The organism is Chitinivorax tropicus, assembly GCF_014202905.1.
GTDB classification, from domain to species: Bacteria; Pseudomonadota; Gammaproteobacteria; order Burkholderiales; family SCOH01; genus Chitinivorax; species Chitinivorax tropicus.
The window spans coordinates 14536-29573 of record NZ_JACHHY010000012.1; the positions used below are offsets into that span (position 1 = coordinate 14536).

Sequence of the window (15038 nt, forward strand, 5' to 3'; positions counted from 1 at the left end):
GTGGTCAACCTTGTTTCTTCGGGTCTGGGCAGTCGCAGTTGGCTTTGCTGCTTTTCTTGGCGGTTGTCGAGGGTTTCTTGACAGGCGCCCTGCTGGTTACTTTCCTGGGGGGACGGCCTGGGCTGGATTGGGGCCGCTCCGGAGGGAGTCTGTCGATATCCGGGTCGGCGGGGCTGTCCTCCCGCGTGGATTCAGCCGTTCCTGACCTGATGTCATCCCGCACCCAGTCACCCACTTTCAGCGGGCTGTTGCCAATCACTTTGGCAATGGCAAATCGAGGTTGTACCTGCACCACCTGCAACACCGGCCTGGGGCGCTCGGGCAGACCCAGCGGTTGGTAGGTGTCCGGGCTGAAGACAGGGTTGCGGGTGTCCTTGCTGTATGCGAGCAGGCGGTCACCCGGTCGTAGGTGGTGCAGGCTGCCTGCCGCGATATAGGCAGTTTTGCCTTCCAGTTTTGCCAGCTTGCTGGTGAAGGGCAGGCATTGCAGCGTCAGGGCGATCCGTTGCGCAGCTTCGTCCAATGTCTGGTTCACCACCCGCCCGTAGTCATTACGGCTGAATCCCGCTGACCCCAGGCTGAGCTGTCGATCGAGCTGAACATCGCCTCTGGCCTCTTTGGCGATGCGGGGGCGATCAAGCAAGGCGCCGGTTGCGCCGTCATGGACAAAGAATTCCAGCTCGATCCGCCGCTGGGTGGGCCGCTCGCGCACCCCAGCTCCCAACGTGGTGTTGGGCAGCTCAACCCCTAGCGAGGCGGTGTTATTGGTGTCATTGTTGAGCCCCCAATAGAACTGGCGACTGGTGCTGCTGATGCCCGCATCCAGCAGGCGACCTGTAATCACGAATTGGCTTTCATGGTTGACCGCCAGCTGTTGGATCAATGCCGCAGGGGGGATGCTTTGCCCGGCTGCCGGGCCGGGATCGAATACACTCACCCCTGCATTGCCTACTGGAAACACGCCGGGCTTGTCGGCCAGACGCCGTAGGAATTCGTAAGCCAGATTCAGGCTGGGGTTGTCCCAATCTCCGGCCTGGGCGGGTTGGCTGATCTGGAAAGGTGCAACGACCACGGTCCGCCTCAAGCGCGGGTTGCCTGCGTTGCAGTTCGGCAGCTCGCGGCTCGGGCTTTCAGCAGAGGCCTGAATGTTGTCGTCGAAGGTGGCTTCGACTTCAACCATCAGCAGATTACGATCCACCCATTCTCGCCTGACCTGATGCTGACTTGGGCGTCGCGTAGGCTCCAGATTGAGCGTCTGCTGATCTGGGCGGCCTATGGACTGGTTGCCGGTGATGCGCACGCCAGCCTCGATTGCAGCTTGCTCCAATGCATCCGCCACCGCCAGCTGGCGGGCCTGCTCTCGACTGCCGACATCGAGCGCGGCCATGCCGGTTGCGGTGATGGTTTCGGCATGGGCTGCAGCGGTCATGCAGAGCAATGACAGGAAGGCGGTGAATCGGGTGTTCCGCATGATCATCAATGGTTCCAACTTCACGTGCGGGCGGGAGAGCCCGACGTTGGCTCAGTCTGCAAAATAAAATTGGCGGGAGGGCAGTGTTTGACTGGCTGCCAGCTGGATTGTGTCGCCAGTGGAGCGGCTTGGCAATGGTGCGGGTTTGGTTTCCACAACCGCAGCCGGTGTGGAGGTGCTGCTGGTCTGGCCAGCCCATTGGGTGGGTGGGGCTGCCACCGCAGCTGCCGGTGCGGCTGGGGAGGCGGCTTGGCTGGCGATTGGTGCGGTGACAGGCATTTTCCAGAAATCGCTGGGTAGCTCGACTTCCACTTCAGTCTCATAGCTTCCCTCGGCCATCGGGGTGACACTGACTACCCGCGCACCACGCAGATAGCCATCCAGATAGATGCGGAAGCTGTCATTCTGCGCAATCATCGCCGCTACCGTGGTATTGCCTTTGATCCGGACCCCGTAGATTTGCTCTGCCAGCGCACGATAGGCATCGAGTTTGGCGGCCCGCATGGCCAATAGCCGCTTCTGCCCGGCGGTGTAGCCATCGAACGCGCTCATGGAGCCATAACCAGTAGCGGTGAAGCGCAATGGCTTGTTTTCGCTTCCGACCGTGATGCGGCTACCACCACCCGCACAGCCTGCCAAAATGGCCAGGGTGATCGACAAGATGAAGAGCTGTAGGAAGCGGGGCATGGTGGACTCCTTGGTGAAACGTCTGCAATGGCATGGTCAACATCAGCACGACGAGTGTGTCTGTCATATCGGGCAGGAGCGGGATGAACCCAAACCGGCGCCATGCCTACATCGGCACCGTTCTGAAATACTTGAGGCGACCCGCTTGGAACACACACCTTATTTATAGGTGATAGCCCCGATAGGTAAGGCTTTTCCTGTCCGGTATGTCCCCTGGTTAATGTGCCACTTTGTAAACCTTCGCTATCTCTTTCATTCATAAGACTTTTCGCTTTTGGCATATTTGCCCTAAGTATTTGTTGCGAAAAGAGAAAATGGGAGCAATCAAATTGACCATGCCCAATTTTTCATCTATAGTGGGAGAAAGTGGGGGAAAGTGGATCAATGTGGGTGGCTTTCCCTGGTGGTGATGTAGATTGGCAAGTAAGAGCAAGTTGGCAGCAAGCGTTTATCCCAGGCAAAGGATGAAGCATGTTCAGTGGTGTTTCCACGCTCAGTCTCGACGATAAGGGTCGTCTCACGGTGCCATCCAAGCACCGCGATGCCCTGATGGCGATGTGCGCGGGGCGCCTGGTGCTGACCTTGTCGCCGGATGGTTGTCTGTTGGTGTATCCGGAAGCCAATTGGTTGCCAGTACGTGATCAGATGATGCAACTGACCGGCTCGCGGGTGGCCATTGCCCGCATGGTGCTGGGGTTTGCAGAAGAAGTTGAAATGGATAAGGCAGGTCGGATTTCGGTCAGCCGCACCTTGCGGGACAAAGCCCGGCTGGAAAAGGATGTGTCGTTGGTGGGTATGGGCAAGAAATTCGAGTTGTGGGACGCAGCCAAATTTGACGAGCTGACGCAGGCTACCATGGATATCCCAGCTGATGAGCTGGCCACTCAGATGGAAGGTATTGCCCTGTGACCGATGCGATTGGATTTGTCCATCGCACGGTGTTGTTGCAGGAGGCCGTGGAGGCCTTGGCAATCAAGTCCGATGGTGTGTATGTCGATGGTACCTTTGGTCGTGGTGGCCATAGCCGGTTGATCTTGTCGAAGCTCGGTCCGGCAGGGCGCCTGATCGCATTCGACAAAGACCCGCAAGCCATTGCAGAGGCTGCCACGCTTCAGGATGCGCGTTTCACGATTGTGCATAACGGATTCACGCACTTGGCGCAAGAGTTGACCCGATTGGGCGTGACTGCTGTCGATGGCGTGTTGCTGGATCTGGGCATCAGTTCACCACAGATCGATGATGGTGCGCGAGGATTCAGTTTTCGGTTCGATGCACCTCTCGATATGCGTATGGATACGACCCGTGGCATGACAGCGGCAGACTGGCTGGCGACGGCTCCGGAACAGGATATTTACAGAGTAATCAAAGAATATGGCGAAGAGCGGTTTGCTAAACAGATTGCAAGAAAGATTGTTGCGGTTCGAGCGGAGCGGCCAATTACCACCACCCGGCAGCTTGCCGAGATCGTGGCGGGCTGTGTCCGTAGCCGCGAGCCGGGGCAGGACCCGGCGACGCGAAGCTTTCAAGCTATACGGATTCACGTCAATCAGGAGCTTGAGGAGCTGTCGCTAGTTCTGCCTCAAGCCATGCAGCTGCTAAGAGCGGGAGGGCGTATGTCGGTGATCAGCTTTCATTCGCTGGAAGACCGCATCGTCAAGCGGTTCATGAAGGATGCCGCCAATGAAGATGATATGCCCAGCCGCCTGCCCATCCGTGCTGCCGACCTGAAAAAACCACCTTTGAAAGTGATAGGAAAGCCGATTCGCCCCAGCGAGGACGAGGTCAAGGCCAATCCCCGTGCCCGCAGCGCCATTTTGCGTATTGCCGAGCGGACAGAGGGGCCACTGTGACCCGCCTCAATCTGCTCTTGCTGATTGTGCTGATCACCTGTGCATTGAGTGTGGTCACATCACAGCACAAAGCGCGCAAGCTTTATATCGAGCTGCAGAAGGCCCAGTCGCTTGCCAAGCAGCTGGATGTGGAGTGGGGGCAATTGCAGCTCGAACAAAGCACCTGGGCGATGCACTCCCGTATCGAATCGATTGCGCAGAAACAGTTGAATATGCATGTGGCTGATAGTACACGTACCCAGGTGGTGCCATTGACACCATCCAGAACCGTGCCGCAGGCGAAGGCGGTACCCAGGACAGAGGAGGTGCCGGCTCAGCCGGTGCCGGACGCAGCCAGGACGCAGTGACAGACCCATGTACACGGCCAATACCAACCTCAACGCCCGTTTACCCGCTTGGCGCAGCTATGTGTTGATGGCTGCGCTGGGGGCGGGCTTTGCCGCCCTGGTGGGGCGGGCGGTCTATCTGCAGGGTTTCAATCGGGACTTTCTTCAAGAGCAAGGCGAGGCGCGCTACAGCCGGGTCATGAAGCTGGAGCCGGTGCGCGGCATGATCACTGACCGCAATGGCGAGCCGTTGGCCATCTCCACACCGGTACAGTCGATCTGGGCCAGTCCATCGGATATGGACGCTCTGCCTAATGATGAGCAGCTGGGCAAGCTCGCCAAATTGCTGGGTGCCAAGGCTGACGATCTCAAGAAGAAGCTGGCCGATGGCCGTAAGAAGGACTTTGTCTATCTGCGTAGGCAGCTCCACCCGGAAGTGGCAGAGAAAGTGATGGCGCTGGGTATTCCTGGCATCTACAAAATGCGCGAGTACCGCCGCTATTATCCGGCTGGCGAGGTATTGGCCCATGTGATCGGCCAGACCGGGATCGATGACCAAGGGCAGGAGGGCATCGAGCTGACCCGCAACGGCGTGTTGGCTGGCAAACCGGGCAGCCGCCATGTGCTGAAAGACCGTCGGGGTTACATCGTGGAAGATGTGACCAATATGAAGCCGCCGGTCGATGGCCAGACCCTGACCTTGTCGATCGATCGCAATCTGCAGTATCTGGCTTACCGTGAGCTGAAGGCAGCGGTGGAGGAAAACAAGGCCAAGGCAGGTGGGGCCGTCATTCTGGATGCCCATACCGGCGAGGTGCTGGCGCTGGCCAATGTGCCCAGTTACAACCCCAATAATCGCGGGGTGATCGATATGGCCCGCAAGCGTAACCGCGTACTCACCGACCTGTATGAGCCCGGCTCGACCATGAAGCCATTTACGGCGGCGGCGGCCTTGGAGGCGGGGACGTTCAAGCCCAGCTCGATCATCAACGTGGCGGGCGGGATGAGTTTCGGCAAATACACCATTCACGACGCCCACCCCCATGGTGCATTGACTGTTGAGCAGGTGATCCAGGTGTCGTCGAACATCGGTGCGGCCAAGATGGCATTGTCACTGGATCGTGAGTATTACTACGACTATCTGCGTTCGCTGGGCTTTGGGCAGCCGCCCCATACCGGCTTCCCAGGCGAGGCGTCCGGGCGGGTTCGGCATTGGAAGACCATCAAGCCAGTCGAGACCGCCACCACATCGTATGGCCACGGAATCTCGGTCAGCCTGGTGCAGATGGCGCGTGCTTACATGATTTTTGCAAATGATGGCGAGATCAAACCAATCAGCTTCCTGAAACAAGTGGCGCCCCCGCCCGGCCAGCAGGTGATTTCGAAGGCGAACGCCGAGGCCATGAAGAAAATGTTGGAGATGGTCACCCAGCCTGGCGGCACGGCAACCCGCGCCCAGGTTGTCGGCTACCGTGTCGGTGGCAAGACAGGGACGGCCAATAAGCTGGAAGGCGGCGGTTATTCAAAGAGCAAATATGTGGCGAGCTTCGTTGGCATCGCACCTATTTCGAACCCGCGCCTGGTAGTGGCGGTGATGATCGATGAGCCAGGCGGCGGCACATATTACGGTGGTACGGTTTCCGCGCCGGTCTTTTCACGCATCACTACGGCAGCGCTGCGGTCATTGGCCGTGCCAAACGATGCGCCGGTGAACAATATCATCCTGCCGAATACTGATCCGCAGGAAGCCATAGAGGGGACGATGTGATGAGCACACATCTATGGTTGGAACAATTGAATGGGCTGGGCCTGCCAGTGAAGCGGGTGGTGGCGGATAGTCGCCAAGTCCGTCCGGGTGATGTGTTCTTGGCCTGTATGGGTGAATACCGTGATGGGCGTGATTTCATCAGCAAGGCCATCGATGCGGGTGCAGCTGCAGTGCTGTGGGATGATGCCGATGGCTTTGTCTGGCAAGCGGAGTGGTCCCTGCCCAATCGACCCGTCAGCGGGTTGCGCTGGTGTGCGGGTGAGATTGCCAGCCATGTCAATGGCTCACCATCCGAACAAATGACGGTCATCGGTGTAACCGGTACCAACGGCAAGACCTCGATCAGTACTTGGTTGAGCCATGCCTTGACCCACCTGGGCAAGCGCACTGCGGTGATCGGGACAGTCGGAAATGGCTTCCCAGGGGCGTTGGAGCACACCACGCACACCACCCCAGATGCGGTGACCTTGCAGGATCGCCTGCTGGCTTATCGGCAGCAAGGTGCCGAGGCCATTGCCATGGAGGTGTCATCACATGGGCTGGATCAAGGCCGGGTGAATGGCGTGGCATTTGACGTGGCGGTATTCACCAATCTGACCCGTGATCATCTGGATTACCACGGCGATATGGCGAGTTACGGTGAATCGAAAGCCAAATTGTTCCAATGGCCCGGCTTGCGCAAGGCAGTCATCAATCTGGATGACCCATTTGGCGTGAAGCTGGCGGCCTTGGCGCAAGAAAACGACATCGCCGTGTGGGGCTATGGCCTGCGCGAAGGCGAGCTGCATTGTCGCGAGTTGAAAGTCGATGAGGCTGGCATTCGTATGACGGTCGTCACGCCAGCGGGCGAGGTGCTGATCCGCAGCGGGCTGTTGGGGCTGTTCAATGCGTCGAATCTGCTGGCCGCCTTGGGGGCCATGCTGGCCATCGGCGTGGCCCCGGCGGAAGCCGCTCAGGCGCTGTCGGAGATCGATGCCGCCCCTGGCCGCATGCAACGGCTGGGCGGGGAAAGCACCCCCTTGGTGGTGGTGGACTATGCACATACACCGGATGCATTGGACAAAGCTTTGTCCACCTTACGCGAGATCTTGCCGGCGCACCGACAGCTCTATTGTGTATTCGGGTGTGGTGGTGATCGTGACCCTGGCAAGCGCCCCTTGATGGGCAGTGTCGTGTGCCGGCAGGCCGACGTGCCAGTGGTGACCAGTGACAACCCCAGAACCGAAGACCCTGATGTGATCATCGAGCATATCCGCGCTGGGATGAGCTGTGACTACCGGGTGGAGGTGGATCGGGCCATGGCCATCCGCTGGGCGGTGGCCGATGCGAAACCCGGCGACATCGTATTGATCGCCGGAAAAGGACATGAGGACTATCAAGACGTGCAAGGCGTGAAAACACCGTTCAGTGATGTCGAGCAGGCTCGTGCAGCGCTGACCAGGTACGCGGGAGATCGCAGATGATCGACCCAACCATGATGTCGTTATCGGAAGCTGCAGCAGCACTGGGGGGCTCGACGACAGCCCCGGAAGTCCGGTTTGCGCGCGTCAACACAGACAGCCGGGCCATCGAGCCGGGCGATCTGTTCATTGCGCTGGAAGGGGAGCGCTTCGACGCCCACGACTTCGTCAACGGTGCATTGGCTGCAGGTGCGGCAGCGGCAGTCGTCAAAGCCTCTTGGGAGGGAGGCGACGACTTGCCGCTGATCCGCGTGGACGACACCCACCGCGCACTTGGTCAGCTGGCTGCTTTTTGGCGCAGTCGGTTTACCATCCCGGTTGCCGCCATCACGGGCTCCAGCGGCAAAACCACTGTCAAGGAGATGCTGGCCAGCATCTGTACCGCTGCCAGCAGCGAGGCAGAAGTGCTCGCCACCCGTGGCAATCTGAACAACGACATCGGCGTGCCGCTGACCTTGCTGCGGTTGCGGGCGAATCATCGTTTTGCCGTGATCGAGATGGGCATGAACCACGCCGGCGAGATCAGCTATCTGACCCGCATGGGCCGACCTGATGTCGCGCTGGTCAACAATGCTGGCGCGGTACATCTGGAAGGGTTGGGCTCGGTCGAGGCTGTGGCCCGCGCCAAGGGAGAGATCTTCGAAGGACTTGGCGAGCAGGGTATCGCCATCATCAATGAGGACGATGCCTATGCCCCGCTCTGGAAGCAGCTGGCTGGCACGCATCGCACATTGACATTCGGCCTGCAGCAAGGTGATGTCCGTGCAACCTTCAAGCTGGCGGTGCTGGACAGTGAGTTGACCCTGCGCACACCAGCAGGTGATGTGTCATTGAAGCTGAGTGTGCCCGGCATGCACAACATCCGTAACGCCCTGGCAGCCACCGCAGCGGCATTGGGCATGGGAATCGGGCTCGACGCGATCCAGCGAGGTTTGGCGCAGTTCGGCGGCGTAAAAGGGCGCCTGCAGCGTAAACAGGGGCGACATGGCGGGCTGGTGATCGACGATACCTATAACGCCAACCCGGCTTCGATGGCAGCAGCGCTGTCGGTGCTGGCTGCGCAGCCTGGCGACACCTGCTTTGTGATGGGGGATATGGGCGAGCTAGGGCCGGATGGGCCGCAATTGCATGCCGAGATCGGTGCGTTGGCACGCGACAAAGGCATCAAGCACCTGTATTGCCTGGGCCCGCTCTGCGCCGAAGCAGCCAGCCAGTATGGCGAACGGGCGCGGCATTTCAATGAGATCGAGCCTTTGCTGGCGGCATTGGCAAGCGAGCTGGCGGCGGGTGCGACCGTGCTGGTGAAAGGGTCACGGTTCATGAAGATGGAACGAGTGGTTGATTTTCTGACGGCTCAAGGTGGGGCCTAAGTAATGTTGTGGATATTGGCAGACTGGTTGGCGAAAACGACAGGCATCCGTGCTTTTTACGTTTTCGAATATCAAACCTTGCGGACCGTATTGGCCATGGCCACTGCGCTGGGCATTGCGTTGTGGCTGGGCCCGGCAGTCATCCGCAAACTGACCGAGATGAAGGTCGGCCAGGCGGTACGGACTGATGGCCCACAGACCCATCTGGTCAAAGCGGGCACGCCGACAATGGGCGGGGCATTGATCCTGTTGTCGATCGGCATCACCACGCTGCTTTGGTGCAAGCTGGACAACCGATATGTGTGGTTGACACTGATTGTCACCCTGGCAACCGGGGTGATCGGTTTTGTCGATGACTACAAAAAGGTGGTCTACAAGGACCCAAAAGGCTTGTCCGCCAAGGCCAAGATGTTCTGGCAATCGGTGATAGCGATCGGTGCGGGCATCTTCCTGGCTGGCACGGCCAGCTTGCCATCGAACACTGAATTCATCGTACCGTTTTTCAAGCACGTCGTTTATCCGTTCGGGCCGGTCGGCTTTGTGGTGTTGACCTACCTGGTCATCGTCGGCAGCTCGAATGCGGTCAACCTGACCGATGGCCTGGATGGCCTGGCGATCATGCCGACGGTGATGGTGTCTGCTGGTTTGGCGGTGTTTGCCTATGTCGCTGGTAATAAAGTGTTCTCTGGCTACCTCGGCCTGCCTTACATCGAGGGCGCGGGTGAGTTGGCGGTCTTCTGTGCCGCCATGGGGGGCGCGGGGCTGGGCTTCCTGTGGTTCAACGCCTATCCGGCGGAAGTATTCATGGGCGATGTCGGTGCACTGGCGCTGGGCGCAGCACTGGGCGTGATTGCGGTCGTGGTGCGGCAGGAGATCGTGCTGTTCATCATGGGTGGTGTGTTCGTGATGGAAGCCGTTTCCGTCATGTTGCAGGTGGCCTCGTTCAAGCTCACCGGCAAGCGGATCTTCCGGATGGCGCCCCTGCACCATCACTATGAGCTGAAAGGTTGGAAAGAAACCCAGGTGGTGGTGCGTTTCTGGATCATCACCATCGTATTGGTATTGATTGGTCTGGCGACCCTGAAACTGCGGTAAGAAAAGACAATGGGACTGTATACAGGTAAACACATCGTGGTGCTGGGCATGGGCGAGACAGGGATGTCAGTCGCCCGCTGGCTGACGCTACAAGGCGCCAAGGTGCGCGTGGCCGACAGCCGCGAGGTGCCCCCTAATCTGGATAAGCTGCGCAGCGATTTCCCATTGTCCGACATCCATACTGGCAAATTCGGCCCGCACACCTTCGACGGGTGCGAGCTTGCCGTGGCCAGCCCTGGTGTGCCCTTGGCCACCCCGGCACTGCAGGCCGCCATGGCTGCGGGGGTGGAGATCATTGGTGATATCGAGCTGTTCGCCCGTGCCATTGTCGGCTGGAAAAGCCGTGTCATCGCCATCACCGGCTCCAATGGCAAGACCACGGTCACCACGCTGGTGGGCGAGATGTGCAAGGCGGCGGGCCTGCGCACCGTGGTGGCGGGCAATATCGGACTAGCGGTGCTGGATGCCCTGACCGAATTGGATGGCGCACAGCCAGATGTATTCGTGCTGGAGTTGTCGAGTTTTCAGCTGGAGACGACATCATCGCTGAACCCGGTGGCCGCCACGGTGTTGAACGTGACGGAAGACCACATGGATCGCTATGCGGACATGGATGCCTATGCCGCAGCCAAAGCACGCATCTTTGCTGGCGAGGGCACCCAGGTTTTGAATCGTGAAGATGCCTATAGCCGCGCCATGGCAAGGGGTGGGCGTGTACAGGTCAGCTTTGGCCTGGATGCCGCTCCCGACGATGCGCACTTCGGCTTGCTTCGTCGCCATGATGAGCTTTGGCTGGCACAAGGCGATCAGGCGCTGTTGAGCGTGGCTGACATGCAGCTGACAGGTCTGCACAACGCCGCCAACGCCCTGGCTTGTCTGGCGCTGTGCCGAGCATTGGACCTACCCTGGGAGCCTTTGCTCGATACGCTGCGCACTTTCAAAGGTCTGCCGCATCGTGTCGAGTGGGTCGAGTCGGTGAATGGTGTAGGTTACATCGATGACTCCAAAGGCACCAATGTCGGAGCCACGGTCGCTGCGTTGAATGGTATGCAGCACAAGGTAGTGCTGATTGCAGGGGGGGATGGTAAGGGGCAGGACTTCAGCCCACTGCTGGAAGCAGCGCAACGGGCGTGCCGCGCTGTGGTGCTGATCGGGCGTGATGCCCGCCAGATCGAGACTGCGCTGAAGGGCGTGGCGATGCCAGTGCAGCATGCCGTCGATATGCACGCCGCCGTCCAGCAGGCTGCCGGGCTTGCCAAAGCGGGCGACGTGGTGCTGTTGTCACCGGCCTGTGCCAGCCTCGACATGTATCGTAACTATGCGCACCGGGCGGAGGTGTTCATTCAGGCTGTCAAGGCGTTGCCAGGGGCGCACGGATGAAGCTCTACACCGAGTTCCGCAAGCAAAAGGCCGATGCCACCTATGACCGCTTCGCGTTCTGGGTGACCTTGGGTTTGCTTGCCATCGGTCTGGTCATGGTGTACTCGGCATCGATTGCGTTTGCTGAAGGGGACAAGGACACTGGCTTTCGCTCCACCTATTTCCTGATGCGCCATGGCATCTTCCTGGCGGTATCGATCGGGGCGGGATTCCTGGCGTTTCAGGTGCCCATGCGCACGTGGCAGCAGTACGCACCCTATTTGTTTCTGATCGGCTCGGCCTTGCTGATTCTGGTGCTGGTACCGGGCATAGGCCGTGAAATCAACGGTTCACGGCGCTGGTTGGGCCTGTTGGTGATCAACCTGCAGCCCTCTGAGCTGATGAAATTCTTTGTGGTGTTGTATGCCGCAGATTACACAGTGCGCAAGGCCGCCTATATGCATAGCTTGGTCAAAGGGTTCTTCCCGATGTTCATGGTGATGCTGGTGACTGGGGGCTTGTTGCTGGCCGAGCCGGATTTCGGTGCATTTGCCGTGATCACCGCGATTGCCATGGCTGCCCTGTTTCTGGGTGGCTTCAGCTGGCGCCTGTTTGCGGGCCTGGTGGTGTTGCTGGTAATCGGTTTCGTGGCAATTGTGCTGATCTCGCCCTATCGCTATGCGCGGTTGGTCGGGTTCATGAACCCCTGGGCTGATCCCTATGGTAAAGGCTATCAGCTGTCGCACTCGCTGATTGCTTTTGGCCGGGGCGAGTGGACGGGCGTGGGCCTGGGTGGCAGTGTCGAGAAATTGTTCTATCTGCCCGAGGCGCATACCGACTTCCTGCTGGCGGTGATTGCTGAAGAGCTGGGGTTCGCGGGTGTCTGTATCGTGCTGGTGTTGTTCTGTGCGCTGGTGCTGCGCTGCTTCCAGATCGGTCTGCAGGCCAGCCGGCTGGATCGTGATTTCTCCGCATTGGTGGCCCAGCTGATCGGCGTGTGGCTGGGGACACAAGCATTCATCAACATGGGTGTGAACATGGGCTTGTTGCCAACCAAGGGCCTGACATTACCCCTGCTGAGCTTTGGCGGGTCGGGCATCATGGCCAACCTGGTCGCACTGGCCGTGTTGTTGCGCATAGATTGGGAGAACAGGCAGCTGATGAGAGGGTATTCAGTATGAGTGGGCGGACCATCCTGATCATGGCAGGGGGAACGGGTGGACATGTGTTCCCCGCCCTTGCCCTGGCTGATGCCATGAAGGCACATGGCTGGAAGGTGGTGTGGCTGGGCGGCGCAGAAGGCATGGAGACCAAGCTGGTACCGCAACATGGCTACCCAATTGAAACCTTGCGGATCGCCGGTCTGCGCGGCAAAGGCTTGGTGCGCAAACTGGTCATGCCGCTGATGTTGTTGCGTGCGTTTGCCCAAAGCATCGGCGTCATCCGCAAGCATCGTCCCGCTGTGGTGGCGGGGTTTGGTGGCTACCCGGCTTTCCCTGGGGGTATGATGGCGGCCTTGCTGGGTAAACCCTTACTGGTGCATGAGCAGAATTCAGTGGCGGGCTTGACCAACAAAGTCTTGTCTGGCGTGGCCGACGCCGTGCTGACCGCTTTCCCTGCCGCGTTCAAATCGAGTGGCAAGGTGCAGCTGGTCGGCAACCCGGTACGCGAGACCATTGCCAGGCTGCCCGCGCCGGCTGAGCGGTTTGCCGGGCGGCAAGGCCCGCTGAAGCTGCTGGTGGTGGGTGGCAGTCTCGGGGCGCAGGCATTGAACGAACATGTGCCCGCCGCGTTGGCGCTGATGCCAGAGGGCGAACGGCCCAAGGTGACTCATCAGGCCGGGGCCAAGCATATCGAAGCGTTGCGTGCCGCCTATGCCAAGGCGGGGGTGCAGGCCAATACCGTCCCTTTCATCGACGATATGGCTACGGCGTATGCCGAGGCCGATCTGGTGATCTGTCGGTCGGGAGCATTGACTGTGGCCGAGCTGGCGGTGGCAGGGGTGGCCAGCGTGCTGGTGCCGTTCCCACATGCCGTGGATGACCATCAGACTGGCAACGCCCGTTATCTGGCAGATAACGGTGCAGCGGTGTTGATGCCTCAGACAGAATTGAATCCGCAGAGTCTGGCTGCGTTATTGCAAACCATGAGTCGAGACAAACTGGGCGCGATGGCTGATGCCGCGCGCCGGCTCGCCAAGCCGGATGCCACCGAAGCCGTGGCCGCCGTGTGCATGAGCTTGGCGGGGGAGAAAGCGTGAAACACAAGGTCAAACACATCCATTTTGTCGGCATCGGTGGCGTGGGCATGAGCGGCATTGCCGAGGTGCTGCTCAATCTAGGCTTCAAGATCAGCGGTACCGATCTTGGTGAAAGCGCAACCACGCGCCGCCTGCAGGCTGCGGGCGCAACCGTGTTCAAGGGGCACGCTGCTGAGCACATGCATGGTGCCGACGTGGTGGTGACCTCCACCGCAGTCAAGGCTGACAACCCAGAAGTCTTGGCAGCACGCGAGGGCAAAATCCCAGTGGTGCCGCGCGCCATGATGCTGGCCGAGCTGATGCGCCTACGCCAGGGCATTGCCATTGCTGGCACGCATGGTAAGACCACCACCACCAGCTTGGTGGCGTCGATCCTGGGGGAGGCCGGGCTGGACCCGACCTATGTGATCGGCGGGCGGCTGGAGGCGGCTGGCACCAATGCCAAGCTGGGTCAAGGCGAGTTCATCGTGGCCGAAGCGGATGAATCCGATGCATCGTTCTTGTACCTGAACCCGGTGATGGCGGTGGTGACGAATATCGACGCCGATCATATGGACACCTATGAGCACGATTTCAACAAGCTCAAGCAGGCGTTTGTCGATTTCATCCAGCACCTGCCGTTCTATGGCCGGGCGGTGCTGTGTGTGGATGACGAACATGTACGCGCCATCATTCCGTCGATCAGCAAGCCCATCACCACCTATGGCTTGAGCGAGGCTGCAGAGGTACGGGCGACCGATGTGCGGGCGGTGGGCGAACAGATGCATTTCACGGTCAGTTGGCGGAACGGCAAAGTGCATAGCATGCCGATCGAGTTGAATCTGGCTGGCCTGCACAATGTCCGCAACGCCCTGGCAGCCATCACCATCGGCCTGGAGGCAGGGGCAGAGTCCGAGGCGATTCAGAAAGCCTTGAAAGCCTTTAGCGGAGTGGGCCGTCGTTTTGAGCGCTATGGCGAGATCGACTTGCCGGGTGGTGGCAGCTTCACGCTGATCGATGACTATGGCCATCACCCTGTCGAGATGGACGCCACACTGAGCGCGGTGCGTGGCGCCTATCCGGGGCGTCGGCTGGTGCTGGCTTTCCAGCCGCACCGCTACACCCGGACGCGCGACTGCTTTGAGGACTTTGTCAAAGTGCTGTCAACCACCGACACCTTGCTGCTGACCGAGGTATACGCCGCTGGCGAGGCCCCTGTCGTGGCAGCGGATGGTCGGGCCTTGGCCCGGGCGGTGCGGGTGGCGGGCAAGGTGGAGCCGCTGTTTGTAGAGGATATCAACGAGCTGCCCAGGGCCGTCATGGAATTCGCCAAGGCCGGTGATGTGGTGGTCACCATGGGGGCAGGGTCGATCGGGGCCGTGCCCGGCAAGATCCAGCGCGGCGAACGTTGAG

The 15038-nt window shown here is 59.8% G+C and carries 13 protein-coding genes; 11 read left to right on the forward strand and 2 right to left on the reverse strand.

Annotated elements, in window-relative coordinates; translation table 11 throughout:
- Positions 1–4 precede the first annotated feature (4 nt).
- Both HNQ59_RS10395 and HNQ59_RS10400 read right to left on the reverse strand, forming a co-directional pair.
- Positions 5–1477, reverse strand: a complete 1473-nt coding sequence (locus tag HNQ59_RS10395) for a flagella assembly protein FlgT middle domain-containing protein (RefSeq protein WP_184038756.1) — start codon at positions 1475–1477, stop codon at positions 5–7.
- A gap of 45 nt (positions 1478–1522) precedes the next feature.
- Entirely contained in the window at positions 1523–2158 is a 636-nt protein-coding gene (locus HNQ59_RS10400) for an LPP20 family lipoprotein (protein WP_184038758.1), read from the reverse strand.
- 471 nt (positions 2159–2629) lie between these two features.
- Here HNQ59_RS10400 and mraZ point away from each other — a divergent pair, with 471 nt between their 5' ends.
- The 11 genes from mraZ to murC are packed head-to-tail and all read left to right on the forward strand — an operon-like array spanning position 2630 to position 15037.
- Entirely contained in the window at positions 2630–3067 is a 438-nt protein-coding gene (gene mraZ, locus HNQ59_RS10405) for a division/cell wall cluster transcriptional repressor MraZ (RefSeq protein ID WP_184038761.1), read from the forward strand.
- Positions 3064–4008, forward strand: coding sequence for a 16S rRNA (cytosine(1402)-N(4))-methyltransferase RsmH (rsmH, locus tag HNQ59_RS10410; RefSeq protein ID WP_184038764.1), 945 nt, complete (start codon positions 3064–3066; stop codon positions 4006–4008). Before mraZ ends, rsmH begins: the two co-directional genes overlap by 4 nt.
- The gene (gene ftsL / locus HNQ59_RS10415) at positions 4005–4355 is read left to right on the forward strand and encodes a cell division protein FtsL (RefSeq protein WP_184038768.1); all 351 of its coding nucleotides are present in this window, start codon (positions 4005–4007) and stop codon (positions 4353–4355) included. The genes rsmH and ftsL overlap by 4 nt, the downstream gene beginning before the upstream one ends.
- A gap of 7 nt (positions 4356–4362) precedes the next feature.
- Positions 4363–6102 carry a peptidoglycan D,D-transpeptidase FtsI family protein gene (locus tag HNQ59_RS10420; protein WP_184038770.1) on the forward strand — a complete coding sequence of 580 codons (1740 nt, stop codon included), beginning with the start codon at positions 4363–4365 and terminating at the stop codon, positions 6100–6102.
- Positions 6102–7565 carry a UDP-N-acetylmuramoyl-L-alanyl-D-glutamate--2,6-diaminopimelate ligase gene (locus HNQ59_RS10425; RefSeq protein WP_184038773.1) on the forward strand — a complete coding sequence of 488 codons (1464 nt, stop codon included), beginning with the start codon at positions 6102–6104 and terminating at the stop codon, positions 7563–7565. The genes HNQ59_RS10420 and HNQ59_RS10425 overlap by 1 nt, the downstream gene beginning before the upstream one ends.
- Positions 7562–8932: a UDP-N-acetylmuramoyl-tripeptide--D-alanyl-D-alanine ligase gene (locus HNQ59_RS10430; RefSeq protein WP_343074241.1), complete on the forward strand. Its 1371-nt coding sequence runs from the start codon at positions 7562–7564 to the stop codon at positions 8930–8932. Before HNQ59_RS10425 ends, HNQ59_RS10430 begins: the two co-directional genes overlap by 4 nt.
- 3 nt (positions 8933–8935) lie before the next feature.
- On the forward strand, positions 8936–10027 hold the full coding sequence (mraY, locus tag HNQ59_RS10435) for a phospho-N-acetylmuramoyl-pentapeptide-transferase (protein WP_184038776.1): 1092 nt from the start codon (positions 8936–8938) through the stop codon (positions 10025–10027).
- 9 nt (positions 10028–10036) lie between these two features.
- Positions 10037–11407, forward strand: a complete 1371-nt coding sequence (gene murD, locus HNQ59_RS10440) for a UDP-N-acetylmuramoyl-L-alanine--D-glutamate ligase (protein WP_184038778.1) — start codon at positions 10037–10039, stop codon at positions 11405–11407.
- A complete protein-coding gene (gene ftsW, locus HNQ59_RS10445; protein WP_184038780.1) occupies positions 11404–12567 on the forward strand; it encodes a putative lipid II flippase FtsW in 1164 nt (387 codons plus the stop codon). The genes murD and ftsW overlap by 4 nt, the downstream gene beginning before the upstream one ends.
- On the forward strand, positions 12564–13646 hold the full coding sequence (gene murG / locus HNQ59_RS10450; protein ID WP_184038782.1) for an undecaprenyldiphospho-muramoylpentapeptide beta-N-acetylglucosaminyltransferase: 1083 nt from the start codon (positions 12564–12566) through the stop codon (positions 13644–13646). The genes ftsW and murG overlap by 4 nt, the downstream gene beginning before the upstream one ends.
- Positions 13643–15037 (forward strand): UDP-N-acetylmuramate--L-alanine ligase, encoded by a 1395-nt coding sequence (gene murC / locus HNQ59_RS10455; RefSeq protein ID WP_184038785.1) that lies wholly within the window; start codon positions 13643–13645, stop codon positions 15035–15037. Before murG ends, murC begins: the two co-directional genes overlap by 4 nt.
- The last annotated feature ends 1 nt before the right edge of the window (position 15038 follow it).

What these genes read in the sequence shown, in the direction of transcription:
- ftsW (WP_184038780.1), top strand. Translation starts at nt 11,404, where the DNA reads ATGAAGCTCTACACCGAGTTCCGCAAGCAAAAGGCCGATGCCACCTAT.
- mraY (WP_184038776.1), top strand. Translation starts at nt 8,936, where the DNA reads ATGTTGTGGATATTGGCAGACTGGTTGGCGAAAACGACAGGCATCCGT.
- murD (WP_184038778.1), top strand. Translation starts at nt 10,037, where the DNA reads ATGGGACTGTATACAGGTAAACACATCGTGGTGCTGGGCATGGGCGAG.
- HNQ59_RS10425 (WP_184038773.1), top strand. Translation starts at nt 6,102, where the DNA reads ATGAGCACACATCTATGGTTGGAACAATTGAATGGGCTGGGCCTGCCA.
- murG (WP_184038782.1), top strand. Translation starts at nt 12,564, where the DNA reads ATGAGTGGGCGGACCATCCTGATCATGGCAGGGGGAACGGGTGGACAT.
- HNQ59_RS10420 (WP_184038770.1), top strand. Translation starts at nt 4,363, where the DNA reads ATGTACACGGCCAATACCAACCTCAACGCCCGTTTACCCGCTTGGCGC.
- HNQ59_RS10395 (WP_184038756.1), bottom strand. Translation starts at nt 1,477, where the DNA reads ATGATCATGCGGAACACCCGATTCACCGCCTTCCTGTCATTGCTCTGC.
- HNQ59_RS10430 (WP_343074241.1), top strand. Translation starts at nt 7,562, where the DNA reads ATGATCGACCCAACCATGATGTCGTTATCGGAAGCTGCAGCAGCACTG.
- mraZ (WP_184038761.1), top strand. Translation starts at nt 2,630, where the DNA reads ATGTTCAGTGGTGTTTCCACGCTCAGTCTCGACGATAAGGGTCGTCTC.
- HNQ59_RS10400 (WP_184038758.1), bottom strand. Translation starts at nt 2,158, where the DNA reads ATGCCCCGCTTCCTACAGCTCTTCATCTTGTCGATCACCCTGGCCATT.